The 19,827-nt window shown below is 57.2% G+C and carries 20 protein-coding genes and 1 other annotated feature; of the genes, 14 read left to right on the plus strand and 6 right to left on the minus strand.

Translation table 11 applies throughout. The annotated features are described in order from the left end of the window. Position 1: 1 nt before the first annotated feature. Genes yidD through rpmH form a run of 3 tightly spaced genes read right to left on the minus strand, consistent with a single transcriptional unit; the run spans position 2 to position 739 of the window. On the minus strand, positions 2-259 hold the full coding sequence (gene yidD, locus ACOTXI_RS20150; protein ID WP_001307474.1) for a membrane protein insertion efficiency factor YidD: 258 nt from the start codon (positions 257-259) through the stop codon (positions 2-4). Beyond that, positions 223-582 (minus strand): ribonuclease P protein component, encoded by a 360-nt coding sequence (gene rnpA, locus ACOTXI_RS20155; protein WP_021242673.1) that lies wholly within the window; start codon positions 580-582, stop codon positions 223-225. The genes yidD and rnpA overlap by 37 nt, the downstream gene beginning before the upstream one ends. A 16-nt stretch (positions 583-598) precedes the next feature. Next, entirely contained in the window at positions 599-739 is a 141-nt protein-coding gene (gene rpmH / locus ACOTXI_RS20160; protein WP_000831330.1) for a 50S ribosomal protein L34, read from the minus strand. Positions 740-1,338: 599 nt separating this feature from the next. On the opposite strand from rpmH, the gene dnaA reads away from it, so the two are divergent. Genes dnaA through gyrB form a run of 4 tightly spaced genes read left to right on the plus strand, consistent with a single transcriptional unit; the run spans position 1,339 to position 7,351 of the window. After that, positions 1,339-2,733, plus strand: coding sequence for a chromosomal replication initiator protein DnaA (dnaA, locus tag ACOTXI_RS20165; RefSeq protein WP_010426558.1), 1,395 nt, complete (start codon positions 1,339-1,341; stop codon positions 2,731-2,733). A 4-nt stretch (positions 2,734-2,737) separates the two neighbouring features. Continuing rightward, positions 2,738-3,838, plus strand: a complete 1,101-nt coding sequence (gene dnaN / locus ACOTXI_RS20170; RefSeq protein WP_008500170.1) for a DNA polymerase III subunit beta — start codon at positions 2,738-2,740, stop codon at positions 3,836-3,838. Next, positions 3,838-4,911 (plus strand): DNA replication/repair protein RecF, encoded by a 1,074-nt coding sequence (gene recF / locus ACOTXI_RS20175; protein WP_008500169.1) that lies wholly within the window; start codon positions 3,838-3,840, stop codon positions 4,909-4,911. The genes dnaN and recF overlap by 1 nt, the downstream gene beginning before the upstream one ends. Positions 4,912-4,939: 28 nt before the next feature. Next, positions 4,940-7,351 (plus strand): DNA topoisomerase (ATP-hydrolyzing) subunit B, encoded by a 2,412-nt coding sequence (gene gyrB / locus ACOTXI_RS20180; protein ID WP_008500168.1) that lies wholly within the window; start codon positions 4,940-4,942, stop codon positions 7,349-7,351. A gap of 34 nt (positions 7,352-7,385) precedes the next feature. On the opposite strand, the gene ACOTXI_RS20185 is transcribed toward gyrB, so the two are convergent. Beyond that, positions 7,386-8,321 (minus strand): LysR family transcriptional regulator, encoded by a 936-nt coding sequence (locus ACOTXI_RS20185; protein ID WP_058653716.1) that lies wholly within the window; start codon positions 8,319-8,321, stop codon positions 7,386-7,388. Between the two features lie 109 nt (positions 8,322-8,430). Here ACOTXI_RS20185 and ACOTXI_RS20190 point away from each other — a divergent pair, with 109 nt between their 5' ends. The 3 genes from ACOTXI_RS20190 (at position 8,431) to ACOTXI_RS20200 (ending at position 11,663) form a co-directional block, all read left to right on the plus strand. Continuing rightward, positions 8,431-9,456 (plus strand): zinc-dependent alcohol dehydrogenase family protein, encoded by a 1,026-nt coding sequence (locus tag ACOTXI_RS20190; RefSeq protein WP_008500166.1) that lies wholly within the window; start codon positions 8,431-8,433, stop codon positions 9,454-9,456. 114 nt (positions 9,457-9,570) lie between these two features. Then, positions 9,571-10,383: a sugar-phosphatase gene (gene yidA, locus ACOTXI_RS20195; RefSeq protein ID WP_008500165.1), complete on the plus strand. Its 813-nt coding sequence runs from the start codon at positions 9,571-9,573 to the stop codon at positions 10,381-10,383. A gap of 50 nt (positions 10,384-10,433) precedes the next feature. Then, positions 10,434-11,663: a DUF3748 domain-containing protein gene (locus ACOTXI_RS20200; protein ID WP_058653715.1), complete on the plus strand. Its 1,230-nt coding sequence runs from the start codon at positions 10,434-10,436 to the stop codon at positions 11,661-11,663. Here the strand turns inward: ACOTXI_RS20200 and ACOTXI_RS20205 are convergent. Beyond that, the gene (locus ACOTXI_RS20205; RefSeq protein ID WP_021242679.1) at positions 11,660-11,992 is read right to left on the minus strand and encodes a YceK/YidQ family lipoprotein; all 333 of its coding nucleotides are present in this window, start codon (positions 11,990-11,992) and stop codon (positions 11,660-11,662) included. The genes ACOTXI_RS20200 and ACOTXI_RS20205 overlap by 4 nt on opposite strands. Before the next feature lie 249 nt (positions 11,993-12,241). After that, positions 12,242-12,313, plus strand: a sequence feature (ROSE (Repression Of Heat Shock gene Expression) occurs in the 5'-region of heat shock genes and acts as an RNA thermometer to modulate expression.). Between ACOTXI_RS20205 and ibpA the strand changes: the two genes are divergently transcribed. The 3 genes from ibpA to ACOTXI_RS20220 all read left to right on the plus strand — a co-directional run bounded on the left by ibpA (position 12,307) and on the right by ACOTXI_RS20220 (position 15,116). Further along, complete coding sequence (gene ibpA, locus ACOTXI_RS20210; RefSeq protein ID WP_008500162.1) at positions 12,307-12,717, plus strand: small heat shock chaperone IbpA; 411 nt, start codon at positions 12,307-12,309, stop codon at positions 12,715-12,717. Its footprint overlaps the feature before it by 7 nt. A gap of 136 nt (positions 12,718-12,853) precedes the next feature. Continuing rightward, entirely contained in the window at positions 12,854-13,282 is a 429-nt protein-coding gene (gene ibpB / locus ACOTXI_RS20215; RefSeq protein ID WP_008500161.1) for a small heat shock chaperone IbpB, read from the plus strand. Positions 13,283-13,454: 172 nt separating this feature from the next. After that, positions 13,455-15,116 (plus strand): putative transporter, encoded by a 1,662-nt coding sequence (locus ACOTXI_RS20220; protein WP_103786829.1) that lies wholly within the window; start codon positions 13,455-13,457, stop codon positions 15,114-15,116. Here ACOTXI_RS20220 and ACOTXI_RS20225 read toward each other — a convergent pair. Then, positions 15,084-15,830 carry a GntR family transcriptional regulator gene (locus ACOTXI_RS20225; RefSeq protein WP_008500159.1) on the minus strand — a complete coding sequence of 249 codons (747 nt, stop codon included), beginning with the start codon at positions 15,828-15,830 and terminating at the stop codon, positions 15,084-15,086. The two genes, ACOTXI_RS20220 and ACOTXI_RS20225, sit on opposite strands and share 33 nt — an antisense overlap. 221 nt (positions 15,831-16,051) lie before the next feature. Here ACOTXI_RS20225 and ACOTXI_RS20230 point away from each other — a divergent pair, with 221 nt between their 5' ends. From ACOTXI_RS20230 to ACOTXI_RS20245, 4 genes are all read left to right on the plus strand, one after another. Continuing rightward, the gene (locus ACOTXI_RS20230) at positions 16,052-17,674 is read left to right on the plus strand and encodes an alpha-glucoside-specific PTS transporter subunit IIBC (protein ID WP_039267110.1); all 1,623 of its coding nucleotides are present in this window, start codon (positions 16,052-16,054) and stop codon (positions 17,672-17,674) included. After that, the gene (locus tag ACOTXI_RS20235) at positions 17,671-18,993 is read left to right on the plus strand and encodes a 6-phospho-alpha-glucosidase (RefSeq protein ID WP_045336451.1); all 1,323 of its coding nucleotides are present in this window, start codon (positions 17,671-17,673) and stop codon (positions 18,991-18,993) included. The genes ACOTXI_RS20230 and ACOTXI_RS20235 overlap by 4 nt, the downstream gene beginning before the upstream one ends. Before the next feature lie 92 nt (positions 18,994-19,085). Next, a complete protein-coding gene (locus ACOTXI_RS20240) occupies positions 19,086-19,433 on the plus strand; it encodes a YidH family protein (RefSeq protein WP_024907384.1) in 348 nt (115 codons plus the stop codon). Further along, positions 19,423-19,770 (plus strand): DUF202 domain-containing protein, encoded by a 348-nt coding sequence (locus ACOTXI_RS20245; protein ID WP_021242685.1) that lies wholly within the window; start codon positions 19,423-19,425, stop codon positions 19,768-19,770. Before ACOTXI_RS20240 ends, ACOTXI_RS20245 begins: the two co-directional genes overlap by 11 nt. Positions 19,771-19,827: the final 57 nt, after the last annotated feature.

The following is a 19,827-nucleotide window of genomic DNA, read 5'->3' on the forward strand; positions in this document are numbered from 1 at the left end:
GTTAGTGTTCTCTGGTATCAAAGGGTCCTGGGGGGACGGGGTCGTCTCCACCGGGGTGTAAAGGGTGGCATTTTAATACGCGTTTCACCGTCAACCAACTGCCTTTTATCACTCCAAACCTGCGCAATGCCTCAATTCCGTAGCTTGAGCATGTTGGTGTGAAACGGCAGTGCGGCCCGAGTAGCGGACTAATCAGGCGTTGATAGACCCGAATGAGGGCTATCAGGACCCGGGAGCCAGGCGACAGTGGCGGCGCCATAATTTTTCCAACGCTTCCGAGAGAGCACGGTTATCGAGGTCGGCAACCCCTTTCTTCGCCACCACCACGAAATCCATTGAAGGCAGTTCGTGCTGACGTAAACGGAAGCTTTCACGCGTCAGACGTTTAATCCGATTGCGTTCATGCGCACGCTTAACATTTTTCTTGGCGACTGTGAGACCGATGCGGGGATGCCCCAGCGAATTTTGGCGGCCGAGGATGGTGATTTGCGGCGTGCCAGCCCGTTGTGGCTGCTGGAAGACGAAAGTGAAATGAGCGGGAGTTAACAAACGTAACTCCCTGGGAAATGCTAGCTTAACCACTCAGGGGTTAGCTTTATTACTTGGAAACGGTCAGACGAGCGCGGCCTTTAGCACGACGACGTGCCAGAACCTGACGACCATTTTTAGTAGCCATACGAGCACGGAAGCCGTGAGAACGGTTGCGCTTCAGTACAGACGGTTGAAAAGTGCGTTTCATGGCGATTTCTACCTAAACTTGAATAAATTCACTGACTTTTGCGTATACCCGAACGAGTTTCGAACGACTAACGCCTCAGCGTGGGTGATTAAAGAGGCCGGATTGTAATAATTGTACACTCCGGAGTCAATTCTCTTTCCTTATTTCCCGCGTATTTCCGCACGTTTTCGCGTGGAAAATGAGCAACGGACGACGCAGGAAGATGAGCATCACGCGCCGGGTCGAGGATTATACGGGCTCACCGATAAAGCGCAAGGATCGTCCCGGATCTTCGTTAGATCATTTAAGCAATAAATTGGCTGTGCTCATTAATTTTTCCAATATGCGGGCTAAATCGTGGGGCACTCGCGCCAGGATCGTTTACACTTAACCGGTTTCTGATCTTCCTGTGGATAAATCGGGAAGAATCTGTGAGAAACAGAAGATCTCTGGCTCAGTTTAGGCTATGATCCGCGGTCCCGATCGGGATCCCAGGATCCTGGTCAGGATAAATTGCAGATAGCAATTCGCACGTCCCCCTTTACACAGGGTCATGCCGATGTGCGCCAACAATCATGAATATTCAATAGTTTTCTTTTATTGTTCGAGTGGAGTCCGCCGTGTCACTTTCGCTTTGGCAGCAGTGTCTTGCCCGATTGCAGGATGAGTTACCAGCCACAGAATTCAGTATGTGGATCCGCCCGTTGCAGGCGGAACTGAGCGATAACACGCTGGCTTTGTACGCGCCAAACCGTTTTGTGCTCGATTGGGTAAGGGACAAGTACCTTAATAACATCAATGGACTGCTGAACGATTTCTGCGGGTCAGATGCCCCACAGCTGCGCTTTGAAGTGGGCACAAAGCCGGTCACCCAAACCGTACGTGAAACCGTGAATGTGGCTGCGCCTGCTCAGGCCGCACCCGCGCCGGCTCCTCGCGTCGCTCCTGCTCGTCAGGGTTGGGATAATGTTCCTGCACCGGCTGAGCCAACCTACCGCTCTAACGTAAACGTCAAACACACGTTCGATAACTTCGTTGAAGGTAAGTCGAACCAGCTGGCGCGCGCGGCGGCTCGCCAGGTTGCTGATAACCCCGGCGGGGCCTACAACCCGCTGTTCCTGTATGGCGGCACGGGTCTCGGTAAAACGCACCTGCTGCACGCGGTGGGCAACGGCATTATGGCGCGCAAGCCCAATGCCAAAGTGGTGTATATGCACTCCGAACGCTTCGTTCAGGACATGGTAAAAGCCCTGCAAAACAATGCGATCGAAGAGTTTAAACGCTACTACCGTTCCGTTGACGCGCTGCTGATCGATGACATTCAGTTCTTTGCCAATAAAGAACGATCGCAGGAAGAATTTTTCCACACCTTCAATGCCCTGCTGGAAGGCAATCAGCAGATCATTTTGACCTCGGATCGTTATCCAAAAGAGATCAACGGTGTGGAAGATCGTCTGAAATCCCGCTTCGGCTGGGGCCTGACCGTGGCGATCGAGCCACCGGAGCTGGAAACCCGCGTCGCGATCCTGATGAAGAAAGCCGATGAAAATGACATTCGCCTGCCGGGTGAAGTGGCGTTCTTCATTGCCAAGCGTCTGCGCTCCAACGTGCGTGAGCTGGAAGGGGCACTGAACCGCGTTATCGCCAATGCCAACTTTACCGGTCGTGCGATCACCATCGATTTTGTGCGTGAAGCGCTGCGTGATTTGCTGGCATTGCAGGAAAAACTGGTCACTATCGACAATATTCAAAAGACGGTGGCTGAGTACTACAAGATCAAAGTGGCAGATTTACTGTCTAAACGTCGTTCCCGCTCGGTGGCGCGCCCGCGTCAGATGGCGATGGCGCTGGCAAAGGAGTTAACCAACCACAGTCTGCCGGAAATCGGGGATGCGTTTGGTGGCCGTGACCATACGACCGTGCTGCACGCCTGTCGCAAGATTGAGCAGTTACGCGAAGAAAGCCACGACATAAAAGAAGATTTTTCCAATCTAATCAGAACATTATCATCGTGACGCTATGAAATTTACCGTTGAACGTGAACATTTATTAAAACCGCTGCAACAGGTGAGTGGCCCATTAGGCGGCCGCCCAACGCTGCCTATTCTCGGAAACCTGCTGCTTCAGGTCGCGGACGGTACGCTGTCGCTGACCGGTACAGATCTGGAAATGGAAATGATCGCGCGCGTTACGCTGACGCAGCCGCACGACGCGGGCGCGACCACGGTTCCGGCACGTAAATTCTTTGATATCTGCCGCGGGCTGCCGGAAGGCGCTGAAATCGCCGTGCAGCTGGAAGGCGACCGTATGCTGGTGCGCTCTGGCCGCAGCCGTTTCTCGCTCTCCACGCTGCCTGCAGCGGACTTCCCGAACCTGGACGACTGGCAGAGCGAAGTGGAATTCACCCTGCCGCAGGCGACGATGAAGCGTCTGATTGAAGCCACCCAGTTCTCCATGGCGCATCAGGACGTTCGTTACTACTTAAACGGCATGCTGTTCGAAACCGAAGGTGAAGAGCTGCGTACCGTGGCGACCGACGGCCACCGTCTGGCGGTCTGTTCCATGCCGATTGGCGACTCGCTGCCAAACCATTCGGTGATCGTGCCGCGTAAAGGGGTGATTGAGCTGATGCGTATGCTCGACGGTGGCGACACGCCGCTGCGCGTGCAGATCGGCAGCAATAACATCCGCGCTCACGTGGGCGACTTTGTCTTCACATCGAAGCTGGTTGACGGCCGTTTCCCGGATTATCGCCGCGTATTGCCGAAGAACCCGGACAAAACGCTGGAAGCCGGTTGCGACAGCCTCAAGCAGGCCTTTGCCCGTGCCGCGATCCTCTCCAATGAGAAATTCCGCGGCGTGCGCCTGTACGTGAGTGAAAACCAGATCAAAATCACCGCCAACAACCCGGAGCAGGAAGAGGCAGAAGAGATTCTGGACGTCACCTACGCCGGGGCTGAGATGGAAATCGGCTTCAACGTTAGCTACGTGCTGGATGTGCTGAACGCGCTGAAATGCGAGAACGTGCGCATCCTGCTGACCGACTCCGTTTCGAGCGTACAGATTGAAGATGCCGCATCACAGTCGGCTGCCTATGTTGTCATGCCAATGAGACTGTAATGTCGCTCACCCGTCTGTTGATCCGCGACTTTCGCAACATCGAAAGCGCGGATCTCGCTTTATCCCCTGGCTTTAATTTCCTGGTTGGCGCGAACGGTAGCGGCAAAACCAGCGTGCTGGAAGCCATCTATACGCTCGGCCACGGTCGGGCGTTTCGCAGTTTGCAGATTGGTCGCGTGATTCGCCACGAGCAGGAATCTTTTGTTCTGCACGGGCGTTTGCAGGGCGAGGAGCGGGAGACCGCCATCGGCCTGACCAAAGACAAGCAGGGCGACAGCAAGGTGCGCATCGACGGTACCGACGGCCACAAGGTGGCCGAGCTGGCGCTGCTGATGCCGATGCAGCTGATCACGCCCGAGGGGTTTACTTTACTCAACGGCGGCCCCAAATACAGAAGAGCGTTCCTCGACTGGGGATGCTTTCACAACGAAGCCGGATTCTTTAACGCCTGGAGCAACCTGAAGCGTCTGCTCAAGCAGCGTAACGCCGCGTTGCGCCAGGTGACGCGCTACGCCCAGCTGCGTCCGTGGGACATGGAGTTAATCCCTCTTGCGGAACAAATCAGCAACTGGCGTGCCGAATACAGCGCAGGTATTGCCGAAGACATGGCCGACACCTGCAAACAGTTTTTACCCGAGTTCTCTCTCACCTTCTCCTTCCAGCGCGGCTGGGAGAAAGAGACGGACTATGCCGAGGTGTTAGAGAGAAGCTTCGAGCGCGACCGCATGTTGACCTACACCGCGCACGGCCCGCACAAGGCGGATTTCCGCATTCGTGCCGACGGTGCGCCGGTGGAAGACACGTTGTCGCGCGGGCAGCTCAAGCTCCTGATGTGTGCGTTGCGCCTGGCGCAGGGGGAGTTCCTCACCCGCGAGAGCGGGCGACGCTGCCTGTACCTGATAGATGATTTTGCCTCGGAACTTGACGACGCGCGGCGCGGGCTGCTTGCCAGCCGCTTAAAAGCCACGCAGTCGCAGGTTTTCGTCAGCGCCATTAGCGCTGAACACGTTATGGACATGTCGGACGAAAATTCGAAGATGTTTACCGTGGAAAAGGGTAAAATAACGGATTAACCCAAGTTGAAATGAGCGAGAAACGTTGATGTCGAATTCTTATGACTCCTCCAGTATCAAAGTCCTGAAAGGGCTGGATGCGGTGCGTAAGCGCCCGGGTATGTATATCGGCGACACGGATGACGGCACCGGTCTGCACCACATGGTATTCGAGGTGGTAGATAACGCTATCGACGAAGCGCTCGCGGGTCACTGTAAAGACATCGTGGTTACCATCCATGCGGATAACTCCGTCTCCGTCACCGATGACGGCCGTGGCATCCCAACCGGTATTCACCCGGAAGAGGGCGTCTCCGCGGCGGAAGTGATCATGACCGTCCTGCACGCAGGCGGTAAGTTCGACGATAACTCCTATAAAGTTTCCGGCGGCCTGCACGGCGTAGGTGTTTCGGTAGTAAACGCCCTGTCGCAGAAGCTGGAGCTGGTTATCCAGCGCGAAGGCAAAATTCACCGTCAGCTTTACACGCACGGCGTGCCGCAGGCACCGCTGGCCGTTACTGGCGAAACCGACAAAACCGGTACCATGGTGCGTTTCTGGCCGAGCCTCGAAACCTTCACCAACGTCACCGAGTTCGAGTACGACATCCTGGCGAAACGCCTGCGTGAACTGTCGTTCCTGAACTCCGGCGTCTCGATTCGCCTGCGCGACAAACGCGACAACAAAGAAGACCACTTCCACTACGAAGGCGGTATCAAGGCGTTTGTTGAGTATCTGAACAAGAACAAAACGCCTATCCACCCGAATATCTTCTATTTCTCCACCGAAAAAGACGGTATCGGCGTGGAAGTGGCGCTGCAGTGGAACGACGGTTTCCAGGAAAACATCTACTGCTTTACCAACAACATTCCACAGCGTGACGGTGGTACCCACCTTGCAGGCTTCCGTGCGGCGATGACCCGTACCCTGAACGCCTACATGGACAAAGAAGGCTACAGCAAGAAAGCGAAAGTCAGCGCCACCGGTGACGATGCCCGTGAAGGCCTGATTGCCGTGGTTTCCGTGAAGGTGCCGGATCCGAAGTTCTCCTCACAGACCAAAGACAAGCTGGTCTCTTCTGAGGTGAAATCGGCGGTTGAGCAGCAGATGAACGAACTGCTGAGCGAATACCTGCTGGAAAACCCGTCCGACGCGAAAATCGTGGTGGGCAAAATTATTGATGCGGCGCGTGCCCGTGAAGCGGCGCGTAAAGCCCGTGAAATGACCCGTCGTAAAGGCGCGCTGGACTTAGCCGGCCTGCCGGGCAAGCTGGCTGACTGCCAGGAACGCGACCCGGCGCTGTCCGAACTGTACCTCGTGGAAGGGGACTCCGCGGGCGGTTCTGCGAAGCAGGGCCGTAACCGTAAGAACCAGGCGATTCTGCCGCTGAAGGGTAAAATCCTCAACGTTGAGAAAGCCCGTTTCGACAAGATGCTCTCTTCTCAGGAAGTGGCGACACTCATCACCGCGCTGGGCTGCGGCATTGGCCGTGACGAGTACAACCCGGATAAGCTGCGCTACCACAGCATCATCATCATGACCGATGCGGACGTCGACGGCTCGCACATTCGTACGCTGCTGTTGACCTTCTTCTATCGTCAGATGCCTGAAATCGTTGAGCGTGGCCACGTCTACATTGCCCAGCCGCCGCTGTACAAAGTGAAGAAAGGCAAGCAGGAACAGTACATCAAAGATGACGAAGCGATGGATCAGTACCAAATCGCGATCGCGCTTGATGGTGCGACCCTGCACGCGAACTCGCACGCCCCTGCACTGGCCGGTGAACCGCTGGAGCGTCTGGTGTCCGAGTTCAACGCTACGCAGAAAATGATTACGCGTATGGAACGCCGTTATCCGAAAACGCTGCTGAAGGAGCTGGTTTATCAGCCAACCCTGACCGAAGCCGATCTGAGCAGCGAGCAGACCGTCACCCGCTGGGTGAACGCTCTGGTGACCGATCTGAACGAAAAAGAGCAGCACGGCAGCCAGTGGAAATGCGATGTTCAGCAGAACGCTGACGGGCAGTTCGAGCCGATCGTTCGCGTGCGTACCCACGGCGTCGACACCGACTACCCGCTGGAGCACGAGTTTGTCACCGGTCCGGAATACCGTCGTATCTGCACGCTCGGCGAGAAGCTGCGCGGCCTGATCGAAGACGATGCGTTCATCGAACGTGGCGAACGTCGTCAGCCGGTAGCCAGCTTCGAGCAGGCGCTGGACTGGCTGGTGAAAGAGTCCCGTCGCGGCCTCGCGATCCAGCGCTATAAAGGTCTGGGCGAAATGAACCCGGAGCAGCTGTGGGAAACCACCATGGATCCGGAAAGCCGTCGCATGCTGCGCGTGACCGTTAAGGACGCGATTGCTGCAGACCAGCTGTTCACCACCCTGATGGGCGATGCGGTTGAACCACGTCGTGCCTTCATCGAAGAGAACGCCCTGAAAGCGGCAAATATCGATATTTAATCGACGTGATACCGCACAATAACTGGCCGCGCGTTTAGCGCGGCTTTTTTATGGGCGCGGGCATATCCTGCGACAGCACTGACGGTAAGCGACTGGCGAGCGTATCGACGGCAATCCTCACCCTCAGCGGCAGGTGCGGCGTTTGCTGCCAGACGGCATGAACGTCAAAATGGACATCCGGCGCCTGCTTCAGGAGCGGGACGAGCTTTCCCTGATGAATTTCTTTAATGGCCATCCAGCAGGGGAGCCAGGCAATCCCGTGCCCGGCCAGCGCCGCGTCGCAGATGGCCTGCAAATCATCCATATTGAGCGATGAACGGGGAGTAAAGGTGTGCGAGGTCCCTTCGTTATTCATCAGTTGCCAGGGTAACACTCTGCCTGCGCGCAGATAGTTAATCGCCGTATGATGGGGTAAGTCAGCCACGCTTTGCGGCTGGCCTTTGTTCTGCAGATAATCCGGCGCAGCGCACAGCACCATGCGGTGTTCGCCCAGCTTTCTGGCGACCAGCATGCTGCTGTCCTGCAGCGTGCCGTTACGCACCGCCATATCAAACCCTTCCTCCACCAGATCCACCACGCGGTCGCTGAACGACATTTCAAGCTCAAGCCCGGGGTGTTCCTGCGCCAGTTCAATCAACAGCGGCGCGACGCACTGGCGGCCAAACAGTACCGGCATGGCAACGCGCAGGCGGCCGCTGACCTGCTGTTTCCCCGTTTCAAGCAGCGACTCTGCGCCCCGAATTTCCTCCAGCGCACGCAGGCACCGTTCATAAAAAAGGGCGCCGTTATCGGTCAGGCTCTGGCTCCGGGTGGTGCGCTGAAACAGCCGTACCCCCAGTCGCTCCTCGAGACGAGCGATGCTTTTTCCTACCGCCGAGCGTGACAAATGCAGACGAATGGCGGCCTGTGCAAAGCTTCCCGCCTCTACGGCAGCCACAAAAACAGGGATATCCTTCAGCGTGTCGGTCATGAATTGTATCTTTTTTGGCGTCAATATAGAGAAAACTTATCGCCACTGGCGACCATGCGTCAACGGTAGACTGTCAGTATTAAAGATTACTTGATGGCCGGAGAAAAAAATGACCGAGACAATGCAACGCTGGACGATGAGCGCCCTCGGGCGCGAGAGCCTCACGCTTATTCAGGAGCCCATTCCCCAACCCGGTCCGGGTGAAGTGCGCGTAAGGGTGAATGCCGTCGCGCTCAACTATCGCGACAAAATGGTGATTGAAGGCACGATGCCGATTCCGCTTTCCTTCCCGTTTACCCCGGCGTCTGACATGGCGGGCGTCGTCGACAGCATTGGTGAAGGCGTCACGCGTTTCCAGCCCGGTGCCCGCGTTATCTCAACCTTCTTTCCGGAGTGGATCGACGGTAAGCCGCAGGCGGACGCGCGCAATTTGCCCTATAGAACGTCCGGTGGATACTTCCAGGGAATGCTGGCCGAGTATGTGATTGTGAAGGAAGACGCGCTGGCGGCATCGCCGGAAACCCTGGATGACGCAGAGGCCAGCACCTTACCCTGCGCGGGGCTTACCGCCTGGTTCGCACTGGTGGAACGCGGTCAGCTGCGCGCCGGGCAATCGGTGCTGGTACAGGGAACGGGCGGCGTGGCGATTTTCGCCCTGCAAATCGCAAAAGCGCACGGCGCAGAGGTCATTGTTACGTCCGGGAGCGATGAAAAGCTGGCGCTGGCCAAAAAGCTGGGGGCCAGCCAGGGCATCAACCGCCTGAAAGGCGACTGGGCTGAAGAGGCGCTGGCGCTGACGCAGGATCGCGGTATCGACCATATTATCGAAACCGTGGGGGGTGAGAACCTGAAGCACTCCCTGCGCGCCGTTGCCGTTCATGGACGTATCTCGGTCATTGGCGTGCTGGCCGGGTCTGACATTTCGCTCTCTGCTGGCGAACTGTTGCTGAAATCTCCCGTCATTCAGGGGATCGGCGTGGGGCACCGCCGGGCGCTGGAGGATTTCGTCCGCGCCGTGGATGTCACCGGGTTGAAACCCGTGATTGAGCATCGCTACCGTTTTAACGAGCTTAAACAGGCTCTTGAGCATCTGGATCGCGGTGCGTTTGGTAAAATCGTTCTCACCCGCGAGTAGGTCTTTGTTCCTCGGGATAGGCGTAAAAGGGGGCTTTTGTTGCGCAAGGTAGCTCTATTTTTGTGTGCTTAATCGCGTTAGCATGAGGCAGCACTCATTTATCCCGGGGAACTCATGGCTATCAAACTTATTGCAATCGATATGGACGGCACGCTGTTGCTGCCAGACCACACTATCTCTCCAGCCGTTAAGAACGCGATCGCCGCGGCACGCGCAAAGGGCGTGAATGTGGTCCTCACCACGGGGCGTCCGTATGCGGGCGTGCACAGCTACCTGAAAGAGCTGCACATGAATCAGCCCGGCGACTACTGCATTACCTATAACGGCGCGCTGGTGCAGAAAGCCGCAGATGGCAGTACGGTTGCGCAAACCGCGCTAAGCTACGATGACTACCGGTTCCTGGAAAAACTGTCCCGCGAGGTGGGTTCCCACTTCCACGCTCTCGATCGCAATACGCTTTACACCGCCAACCGTGATATCAGCTACTACACGGTACATGAATCCTACGTGGCGACCATTCCGCTGGTGTTCTGCGAAGCCGAGAAGATGGATCCGGCCACCCAGTTCCTGAAAGTGATGATGATCGACGAGCCGGAGATCCTGGATAAAGCGATTGCGCGCATTCCGGCCGAGGTGAAAGAGAAATACACCGTGCTGAAAAGTGCGCCGTACTTCCTTGAAATCCTCGATAAACGCGTCAATAAAGGCACCGGCGTGAAATCGCTGGCCGACGCGCTGGGCATCAAACCGGACGAAATCATGGCGCTGGGCGATCAGGAAAACGACATCGCGATGATTGAATTCGCGGGCATGGGCGTAGCGATGGATAACGCTATTCCGTCGGTGAAAGAAGTGGCTAATTTTGTCACCAAATCCAACCTCGAAGACGGCGTGGCTTACGCCATTGAGAAGTTTGTGCTGAACTAAACACCCGCTTGCGATACCCTGATGCGAAAACCGCGCATCAGGGTATCCTCATGAAACAAATCACCTTCGCTTCCCGCAACCACCAGCTTACTAACATCAATACCTGGACGCCGGACAGCCAGTGGCTGGTCTATGACGTGCGCCCGTCAGGTGCATCGTTCACCGGTGAAACCATCGAGCGGGTTAATGTTGTTACGAGCGAGGTCGAGGTGATTTATCGCGCCACTGACGGTGCGCACGTTGGCGTGGTGACCGTTCATCCCGCGCAGGAGAAATACGTCTTTATCCACGGCCCGAAAAACCCGGATGCGGACTGGCACTACGATTTTCATCATCGCCAGGGGGTAATTGCGCATCACGGGCAGATGAGCAACCTGGACGCAATGGATATCACTTCACCGTTCACCCCGGGCGCGCTGCGCGGCGGCAGCCACGTCCATGTCTTCAGCCCGAACGGCCAGCTTGTCAGCTTTACCTATAACGACCACGTGCTGCACGTGCGCGATGCGAAGCTTGATTTACGCAACGTCGGCGTGGCGGCGCCTTATGGCCCGGTGAATCCGCCGGGAAACCATCCTCGTGAATACCCGGGGACTTACTGGAGCGTGCTGGTCAGCCGCACGACGCCCAACCCGCAGCCGGGCAGCGACGAGATTAACCGCGCCTACGAAGAGGGCTGGGTGGGCAACGACAGACTGGCGTTTATCGGCGATACCCTGTCTGCAACGGGCGAGAAAGTGCCTGAACTGTTTATTGTTAACCTGCCAGAAGATGAACAGAGCTGGAAACGGGCGGGCGATGCGCCGCTTCAGGGCACCGCAGAGACCCTGCCAGCCCCGCCTGCTGGGGTGAAGCAGCGTCGTTTGACCTTTACGCATCAAAGGGCCTATCCGGGCCTGGTGAACGTGCCGCGTCACTGGGTTCGCAGCAACCCGGAGGGGACACAGATCGCGTTTCTGATGCGCGACGATAACGGCATTGTGCAGCTGTGGCTGATCTCACCTGATGGCGGCGAGCCGCGCCAGCTGACGCGTAACGGGAGCGATATTCAGTCTGCGTTTAACTGGCATCCGGCGGGTGATCGGCTTGGGTTTGTGCTCGAAAACCGGATCGCCTGCTGTGACGCGCAGACCGGAGCGGTGACGTTTTTGACGTCCGATCACGGCAATCCGCCGTCTGCGGATGCCGTCGTATTTTCCCCGGACGGGCGCTTTATTGCGTGGATGGAAGAGACGGACGGTTTCCGTCAGCTCTGGTTAGCGGAAACCGCGCAGAACTAGCGCGGCGGCATCTCTGCGGGCGGAATGACGGCGTTTGTCGCCAGATTTTCCTGCTCGCTTTTCTCTACCCGTGAGCGCACGGAGTCGTCCTTACGGAATAAATCCCACGGCAGCAGAAGCGTGTCCGCCACAGCCGTAAACGGCATATCCAGGATAACCAGGGATTTGGTGCCCCAGTTTGTATCGTCATCGGAGATCATCGCCGCGCTGGCGCGCGTCCCCGGATATGTTCCTTCTTTACCGCCGGTGTGAGACATCACGCTCGAACACCCGCAAAGTAAAACTACCCCGCTGAACGTCGTCAGCTTTATCAGAACATTTTTCATCATCACTCAGTCATCGTTAATGGCACTGCATAGACCTGCAACTCAGGGTTATAGCGAGCCTTATCCAAAATGGATAGCCCGATAACCCCGCACTGTGGCAGCCATCGCAATTTAACCCTTTGTGCTGTTGTCCCAGTCTATGCGAGATGCAGGAAAGTGCAAAAAAAAGTGCAGTTGTCATGCTTGAAAAGCCCGGTTGCAGACCCATTTTAAGAATACGACCCGATAACGAACTCGCCTGATGGGTGTTCGGGGGGCGTAAAGGCCTGTCCATGGTGGAAGGCTTACTTTTCTCGCTGATTTCAGGAGTTTTATTTATGCGTAACTTCGATCTTTCTCCGCTGTACCGTTCTGCAATTGGTTTTGACCGCCTGTTTAACCATTTAGAAAATAACCAAAGCCAGAGCAACGGCTACCCTCCATACAATGTTGAGCTGGTTGACGAAAACCACTACCGCATCGCCATTGCCGTCGCCGGTTTTGCAGAAAACGAACTGGAGATCACCGCGCAGGACAACCTGCTGGTGGTGAAAGGTTCCCATACGGCCGAGCAGAAAGAACGTACCTACCTTTACCAGGGCATCGCTGAGCGCAACTTTGAACGCAAGTTCCAGTTAGCTGAGAACATTCATGTGAAAGGTGCAAACCTGGTCAACGGCCTGCTGTTTATCGAACTGGAACGTGTGATTCCGGAAGAGAAAAAACCGCGTCGTATCGAAATTAACTAATTATGCGGGTCGCGCGAGCGGCCCACCCAGACCTGCTTGCCGTAACGGGAGCATATGCGAATCCATCAGGATTTGCAGGAACAACTGCGCACAAAATTAAACTGTGCCGAACTCGCTTCTCAGAAGGAGATTTAGTATGCGTAACTACGATTTATCCCCCTTACTTCGTCAGTGGATTGGTTTTGACAAACTGGCTAATGCCCTGCAAAACACCGCCGAGCAACAGACGTTTCCGCCGTACAACATCGAAAAAAGCGACGATAACCACTATCGCATCACCCTGGCGCTGGCTGGCTTCCGTCAGGAGGATCTGGATATTCAGCTCGAAGGCACGCGTCTGACCGTGAAAGGTACGCCGGAGAAACAAGAGACCGAGACCAAATGGCTACATCAAGGGCTGGTTAATCAGCCGTTTAGCCTGAGCTTTACCCTGGCAGACCATATGGACGTCTCCGGCGCAACGTTTACCAACGGGCTGCTGCATATTGACCTGACCCGTAACGTACCGGAAGCCATCGCGCCGCAGCGTATCGCCATTAGCGACCGGCCGGCGTTGAATAGTTAACAAGCCCGCCGAACCTGTAGGTCGGGTAAGGCGCAGCCGCCACCCGACACTGCTCACAGACCGCACAAGGCCCTGCCCCGGCAGGGCTTTTTTGTGCGCCATCGCCCATACAACCGCCCACGGCTCTGAGAGAATCCTTAGCATAAGTAAGGTTATGCCAAGGAAGTGGATCATGAGTGATATCGCGTTAACCGTCAGCGTGTTGGCCCTGGTCGCTGTTGTTGGCCTGTGGATAGGGAATATCAAAATCCGCGGCGTCGGGTTTGGGATTGGCGGGGTGCTGTTTGGCGGCATTTTTGTTGGCCACTTTGCCGACCAGCTCGGGCTGGTGCTGAGCGCCGAAATGCTCCACTTTACCCAGGAGTTCGGCCTGATCCTGTTCGTTTATACCATCGGGATTCAGGTGGGGCCGGGTTTTTTCGCCTCACTTCGGGTCTCCGGATTGCGGCTCAACCTGTTTGCTCTCGGCATTGTGGTGATGGGCGGGCTGGTCACCGCCATTCTGCATAAAATCTTTGCTATCCCGCTGCCCGTGGTGTTGGGCATTTTCTCCGGGGCCGTCACCAACACGCCCGCGCTCGGCGCGGGGCAGCAAATCCTGCGCGATTTGGGCATCGAATCCGGCATCGTCGACCAGATGGGGATGAGCTACGCCATGGCCTATCCGTTTGGTATTTGCGGCATTCTGCTCTCCATGTGGCTGGTCCGCGTCCTGTTTCGCATTAATGTCGATAAAGAGGCGAAGGACCACGAAACCACGCTCACCAACGGCCATATGCCGATCAAAACCATCAACATTCGGGTCGATAACCCCAACCTGAACAATATGGCGATTCAGGACGTGCCGATCCTGAACAGCGCCAATATTATCTGCTCCCGCCTTAAGCGCGACGATATGCTGATGGTGCCTGCCCCCGGCACCATTATTCAGCAAGGCGATCTGCTGCACCTGGTGGGCCAGCCTGGAGATTTGAACAATGCCCGTCTGGTGATTGGTCAGGAAGTGGATACCTCGCTCTCCACGCGCGGCACCGATATGCGGGTGGAACGCGTTGTGGTGACTAACGAGCACGTCCTTGGCAAAAAAATACGCGATCTGCAGGTAAAAGAGCGTTATAACGTCGTGATCTCCCGCCTTAACCGTGCGGGTGTCGAGCTGGTCGCCAGCCCGGAGGCCAGCCTGCAGTTCGGGGATATCCTCAACCTGGTTGGGCGCCCGTCTTCCATCGACGCCGTCGCGGATATGGTGGGTAACGCCCAGCAGAAACTGCAGCAGGTGCAGATGCTACCGGTATTCATCGGTATCGGGCTTGGCGTGCTGCTCGGCTCCATCCCGCTGTACGTGCCGGGCTTCCCGGTGGCGCTCAAGCTGGGCCTGGCGGGCGGGCCGCTGATTATGGCGCTGATTCTCGGGCGTATCGGCTGCATTGGTAAGCTCTACTGGTTTATGCCGCCAAGCGCTAACCTGGCGCTGCGCGAGCTGGGCATCGTGCTGTTCCTGGCGGTGGTCGGGCTGAAGTCCGGCGGGGATTTCGTCGACACCCTGGTCAAGGGTGAAGGGATGAGCTGGGTCGGCTACGGCATCTTTATCACGGCGATCCCGCTGCTGACGGTGGGCATACTGGCGCGGATGTTCGCCAAAATGAACTACCTGACGCTGTGCGGCATGCTGGCGGGCTCCATGACCGATCCGCCCGCGCTGGCCTTTGCCAATAACCTGCACACCACCAGCGGCGCGGCCGCGCTCTCCTATGCCACCGTCTACCCGCTGGTGATGTTCCTGCGCATCATCACCCCGCAGCTACTGGCGGTGCTGTTCTGGGGGATGAGCTAGTAAATCTTCCGGGTGGATGCGCCGCAGATGGTAGTCCACCTGGTAATCACTGGTATTTCGGAACATCACGGAATAGTTGAGGAACTCGCCGCTGTCGCTGTAGGAAAGGGAGGTGATACGCAACAGCGGTGTCTGTTCCGGCAGGTTCATATAACCCGCCAGCTGCTTATCGGCCAGCACCGGCGTCAGGCTCTCGTAGTTGCCGCTGATGGTGATCCCGCACTCCTTCTCGATGTAATCAAACTTTGACCCTTCAAGATGCGCCAGCGACAGATTGCGAAACAGCTTCACCGGCATAAAGCTGTCCTCCAGCATCAGCGGTTTTCCGTCCACGTAGCGCACCCGCCGGGAAAAGTAGATCCGCTCATCCACCTGAATTCGCAGCTGGCTGGCGATGGCGGGCGGGGCGGGCATCACTTCGAACTGTAAGACCTTGCTCTGCACCTCTTTTCCCTGCTGACGCAGCACCTCCACCAGCCCGGTCAGGTTGGTGGTTTCGTGGTGAACGTCTTTGCGTGACACAAACGTTCCGCTGCCGTGCCGCCGTTCAACCAGCCCCCAGCTCACCAGCAGATCCAGCGCCTTGCGGATGGTCATTCGCGCCACGCCAAACTCCTGCGCTAGCGCTTTCTCGCCCGGTAGCGGACTGCCGATGTTGTAGTCCGATGAATTCAGCCGTAGCCGCAATCGATCGGCAATCGATTTGTAGATCACCAGTAGACCTCTCTGCCCTTATCAGGGCGTGGATGGCGTCCTGACATGTCCATATTTACCGTAAAAAGTAGACCTGATTGGTCAAAATAAAACCATGAATGCGATCACGAATCGCAGCGGCACGCCATGTTCGCGCATCAGTAAGTTCTTATGCTCACCTCAGGCCAGCAAAAAACCATAAAGGCCTCTACCCCTACAGGTTGTTTCATGAGGATTTAAAAATGCTCAGTCAAATACAACGTTTTGGCGGTGCCATGTTTACCCCGGTGTTGCTGTTTCCGTTCGCCGGGATCGTGGTGGGAATCGCCATCATGCTTCGCAACCCGCTGTTTGTCGGCGAAGCCTTAACGGCCCCCGATCATCTTTTCGCGCAGATTGTTCACATCATTGAAGAGGGCGGCTGGGCGGTGTTCCGCAATATGCCGCTGATTTTTGCCGTCGGCCTGCCGATTGGCCTGGCGAAGCAGGCCCAGGGCCGCGCCTGTCTGGCGGTGCTGATTAGCTTCCTGACCTGGAACTACTTCATCAACGCGATGGGGATGACCTGGGGCCACTTCTTCGGCGTCGACTTCTCCGCCGAACCGACAGCGGGAAGCGGGCTGGCGATGATTGCCGGGATTAAAACGCTCGATACCAGCATCATCGGCGCCATCGTGATTTCAGGCATCGTTACCGCCATCCACAACCGCTATTTTGACAAGCCGCTGCCGGTGTTTCTGGGGATTTTCCAGGGCAGCTCGTTTGTCGTTATCCTCGCGTTCTTTGTCATGATCCCCTGCGCCTGGCTGACGCTGCTGGGCTGGCCGAAAGTGCAGATGGGCATCGAGTCCCTGCAGGCGTTCCTGCGTTCTGCCGGTGCGCTGGGCGTATGGGTCTATACCTTCCTGGAACGCATTCTGATCCCAACCGGATTGCACCACTTCGTCTACGGTCCGTTCATTTTTGGCCCGGCGGCGGTGGAAGGCGGGATTCAGGTCTACTGGGCGCAGCACCTGCAGGAATTCAGCCAGAGCACCCTGCCGCTGAAAACCCTCTTCCCGGAGGGCGGGTTCGCGCTGCACGGCAACTCCAAAGTGTTTGGCTCGGTCGGGATTGCGCTGGCGATCTGGTATACCGCGTCGCCGGAAAACCGCGTCAAGGTCGCGGGGCTGCTGGTCCCGGCCACGCTTACCGCCGTGCTGGTAGGCATTACCGAACCGCTCGAATTCACCTTCCTGTTTATCTCGCCGCTGCTGTTTGCCGTTCACGCCGTGCTGGCGGCCACCATGGCAACGGTGATGTACACCTTCGGCGTGGTCGGGAACATGGGCGGCGGCCTGCTGGACCAGTTCCTGCCGCAAAACTGGATCCCGATGTTCCACAACCACGCCTCGACGGTGTTCACCCAGATCGGCATTGGCGTCTGCTTTACCGGAGTTTACTTCGTGGTCTTCAAAACGCTGATTGCGCGTCTGAACCTGAAAACCCCGGGCCGGGAAGAGAGCGAAATCAAGCTCTACAGCAAGGCCGACTATAAGGCGGCACGCGGGCAAACCACCGCTCCGGCCGCGGCCAGCCAGCAGGTCGGGCAGGCAGCCGGGTTCCTGCAGGCGCTGGGCGGCGCGGCCAACATCGACAGCATCAACAACTGCGCCACCCGCCTGCGCATCGCCCTGGTCGATATGGCGAAAACGCAAAGCGATGACGTCTTCAAAGCCCTCGGCGCCCACGGCGTGGTGCGACGCGGCAACGGCATTCAGGTGATTGTCGGTCTGCACGTTCCTCAGGTGCGCGACCAGCTGGAATCGCTGATGAAAACATCCTTAACGAATGAACAAACCACCCTGACAGAGGCTATATCATGAAAAAATTCTCAGTTGTCATTGCAGGCGGCGGCAGCACCTTTACGCCTGGTATCGTCCTGATGCTGTTAGCCAACCGTGACCGTTTCCCGCTGCGCGCCCTGAAGTTCTATGACAACGACGGCGCGCGTCAGGAAACCATCGCCGAAGCGTGCAAAATCATCCTTAAGGAGCAGGCCCCGGAGATTGAATTCAGCTACACCACCGATCCGAAAGCGGCGTTTAGCGATGTCGATTTCGTGATGGCGCATATCCGCGTGGGCAAATACCCGATGCGAGAAAAGGATGAAAAAATCCCGCTGCGCCACGGCGTGCTGGGCCAGGAAACCTGCGGCCCGGGCGGGATCGCCTACGGCATGCGCTCTATCGGCGGCGTGCTGGAGCTGGTGGATTACATGGAGCAGTACTCTCCGAACGCGTGGATGCTGAACTACTCCAACCCGGCGGCGATTGTTGCGGAAGCCACGCGCCGCCTGCGTCCGAACGCCAAAATCCTCAACATCTGCGACATGCCAATCGGCATTGAAGGGCGCATGGCGCAGATTGTCGGCCTGAAAGACCGTAAAGAGATGCGCGTGCGCTACTATGGCCTGAACCATTTCGGCTGGTGGACGTCGATTGAAGACCTGAAAGGCAACGATCTGATGCCGAAGCTGCGCGAATACGTGGCGAAAAACGGCTATGTTCCCCCTTCTGACGATGCCCATACCGAAGCGAGCTGGAACGATACCTTCGCCAAAGCCAAAGACGTGCAGGCGCTGGATCCGGACACCATGCCGAACACCTATCTGAAGTATTACCTGTTCCCGGACTACGTGGTCGCGCATTCCAACCCGGAACGCACCCGCGCCAATGAGGTCATGGACCACCGTGAGAAGCATGTATTCAGTTCATGCCGGGCGATTATCGAGGCGGGCAAATCCTCCGCCGGTGAGCTGGAAATCGACGAACACGCGTCGTACATCGTCGATCTGGCGACCGCGATTGCCTTTAATACCCAGGAACGCATGCTGCTGATTGTGCCCAACAACGGGGCCATCCATAACTTTGATGCCGACGCGATGGTGGAAATTCCTTGCCTGGTGGGCCATAACGGACCGGAGCCGCTCACGGTGGGCGATATTCCACACTTCCAGAAAGGGCTGATGAGCCAGCAGGTGGCGGTGGAAAAACTGGTGGTGGATGCCTGGGAGCAGCGTTCGTACCAGAAACTCTGGCAGGCGATTACCCTGTCGAAAACCGTGCCGAGCGCGTCCGTCGCAAAAGCGATTCTGGATGACCTGATCGAGGCCAACAAGGATTACTGGCCAGCGCTGCACTGATCGTCCTGACCGGCATCGCCCGATGCCGGTCTCCTTGTCCTTGTCGATTTACGCTATGCTGAAGCCTGCCCGTTGCACGACAAGGAACCTTCATGAAAATTTCCCGCCTCGGCGAAGCGCCGGACTACCGCTTCTCGCTGGCTAATGAACGCACGTTTTTAGCGTGGATCCGCACCGCGCTGGGGTTCCTTGCCGCCGGGGTGGGGCTCGACCAGCTCGCGCCTGATTTCGCCACGCCGCTGATTCGTGAAGTGCTGGCGCTGCTGCTGTGCCTGTTTGCGGGCGTGCTGGCAATTTACGGCTATCTGCGCTGGCTGCGCAATGAGAAGGCGATGCGTCTGAAGCAGGATCTGCCCTATACGCGCGGGTTACTCATCATCAGCGCGATTTTGCTGGCGGTGGCGGGCGTGGTGATGGTGCTGGTGTTCTATGGCGGATAGTCGCAAAGCGCGACGCGAAGCGGACCCCGGCCTGCAGCCGGAGCGGACGTCACTCGCCTGGCTGCGCACGCTGCTGGGGTATGGCGCGCTGATCGCCCTGGCGATTAAGCACAACTGGCACCGCACCGGGGTGCCGTTCTGGATCTCGCTTGTTGTGCTGGCGCTGGTGGCAATCGTTTTATGGCGCTATACCCGCAGCCGTAACCTGATGGACGTAGCGCAGGACGACTTTGTGCAGCCGAAGGCGGTGCGGGATAAGTTCCTCATCGCCCTGGCCGTGCTGTCGCTGTCTTTACTCTTCGCAGTGACTCACATTCAGCAAATTGTGAGCTTTTAAAGCCCGGTGGCGGCTACGCCTTACCGGGCCTACAACTGCCGCGAACCGTAGGCCGGG

The sequence above is a fragment of the Enterobacter cloacae complex sp. BZL2005 genome (assembly GCF_049238885.1).
Lineage (GTDB): Bacteria > Pseudomonadota > Gammaproteobacteria > Enterobacterales > Enterobacteriaceae > Enterobacter > Enterobacter roggenkampii.

What these genes read in the sequence shown, in the direction of transcription:
- yidD (WP_001307474.1), bottom strand. Translation starts at nt 259, where the DNA reads ATGGCGCCGCCACTGTCGCCTGGCTCCCGGGTCCTGATAGCCCTCATT.
- rpmH (WP_000831330.1), bottom strand. Translation starts at nt 739, where the DNA reads ATGAAACGCACTTTTCAACCGTCTGTACTGAAGCGCAACCGTTCTCAC.
- dnaN (WP_008500170.1), top strand. Translation starts at nt 2,738, where the DNA reads ATGAAATTTACCGTTGAACGTGAACATTTATTAAAACCGCTGCAACAG.
- recF (WP_008500169.1), top strand. Translation starts at nt 3,838, where the DNA reads ATGTCGCTCACCCGTCTGTTGATCCGCGACTTTCGCAACATCGAAAGC.
- gyrB (WP_008500168.1), top strand. Translation starts at nt 4,940, where the DNA reads ATGTCGAATTCTTATGACTCCTCCAGTATCAAAGTCCTGAAAGGGCTG.
- ACOTXI_RS20185 (WP_058653716.1), bottom strand. Translation starts at nt 8,321, where the DNA reads ATGACCGACACGCTGAAGGATATCCCTGTTTTTGTGGCTGCCGTAGAG.
- ACOTXI_RS20190 (WP_008500166.1), top strand. Translation starts at nt 8,431, where the DNA reads ATGACCGAGACAATGCAACGCTGGACGATGAGCGCCCTCGGGCGCGAG.
- yidA (WP_008500165.1), top strand. Translation starts at nt 9,571, where the DNA reads ATGGCTATCAAACTTATTGCAATCGATATGGACGGCACGCTGTTGCTG.
- ACOTXI_RS20200 (WP_058653715.1), top strand. Translation starts at nt 10,434, where the DNA reads ATGAAACAAATCACCTTCGCTTCCCGCAACCACCAGCTTACTAACATC.
- ACOTXI_RS20205 (WP_021242679.1), bottom strand. Translation starts at nt 11,992, where the DNA reads ATGATGAAAAATGTTCTGATAAAGCTGACGACGTTCAGCGGGGTAGTT.
- ibpA (WP_008500162.1), top strand. Translation starts at nt 12,307, where the DNA reads ATGCGTAACTTCGATCTTTCTCCGCTGTACCGTTCTGCAATTGGTTTT.
- ibpB (WP_008500161.1), top strand. Translation starts at nt 12,854, where the DNA reads ATGCGTAACTACGATTTATCCCCCTTACTTCGTCAGTGGATTGGTTTT.
- ACOTXI_RS20220 (WP_103786829.1), top strand. Translation starts at nt 13,455, where the DNA reads ATGAGTGATATCGCGTTAACCGTCAGCGTGTTGGCCCTGGTCGCTGTT.
- ACOTXI_RS20230 (WP_039267110.1), top strand. Translation starts at nt 16,052, where the DNA reads ATGCTCAGTCAAATACAACGTTTTGGCGGTGCCATGTTTACCCCGGTG.
- ACOTXI_RS20235 (WP_045336451.1), top strand. Translation starts at nt 17,671, where the DNA reads ATGAAAAAATTCTCAGTTGTCATTGCAGGCGGCGGCAGCACCTTTACG.
- ACOTXI_RS20240 (WP_024907384.1), top strand. Translation starts at nt 19,086, where the DNA reads ATGAAAATTTCCCGCCTCGGCGAAGCGCCGGACTACCGCTTCTCGCTG.
- ACOTXI_RS20245 (WP_021242685.1), top strand. Translation starts at nt 19,423, where the DNA reads ATGGCGGATAGTCGCAAAGCGCGACGCGAAGCGGACCCCGGCCTGCAG.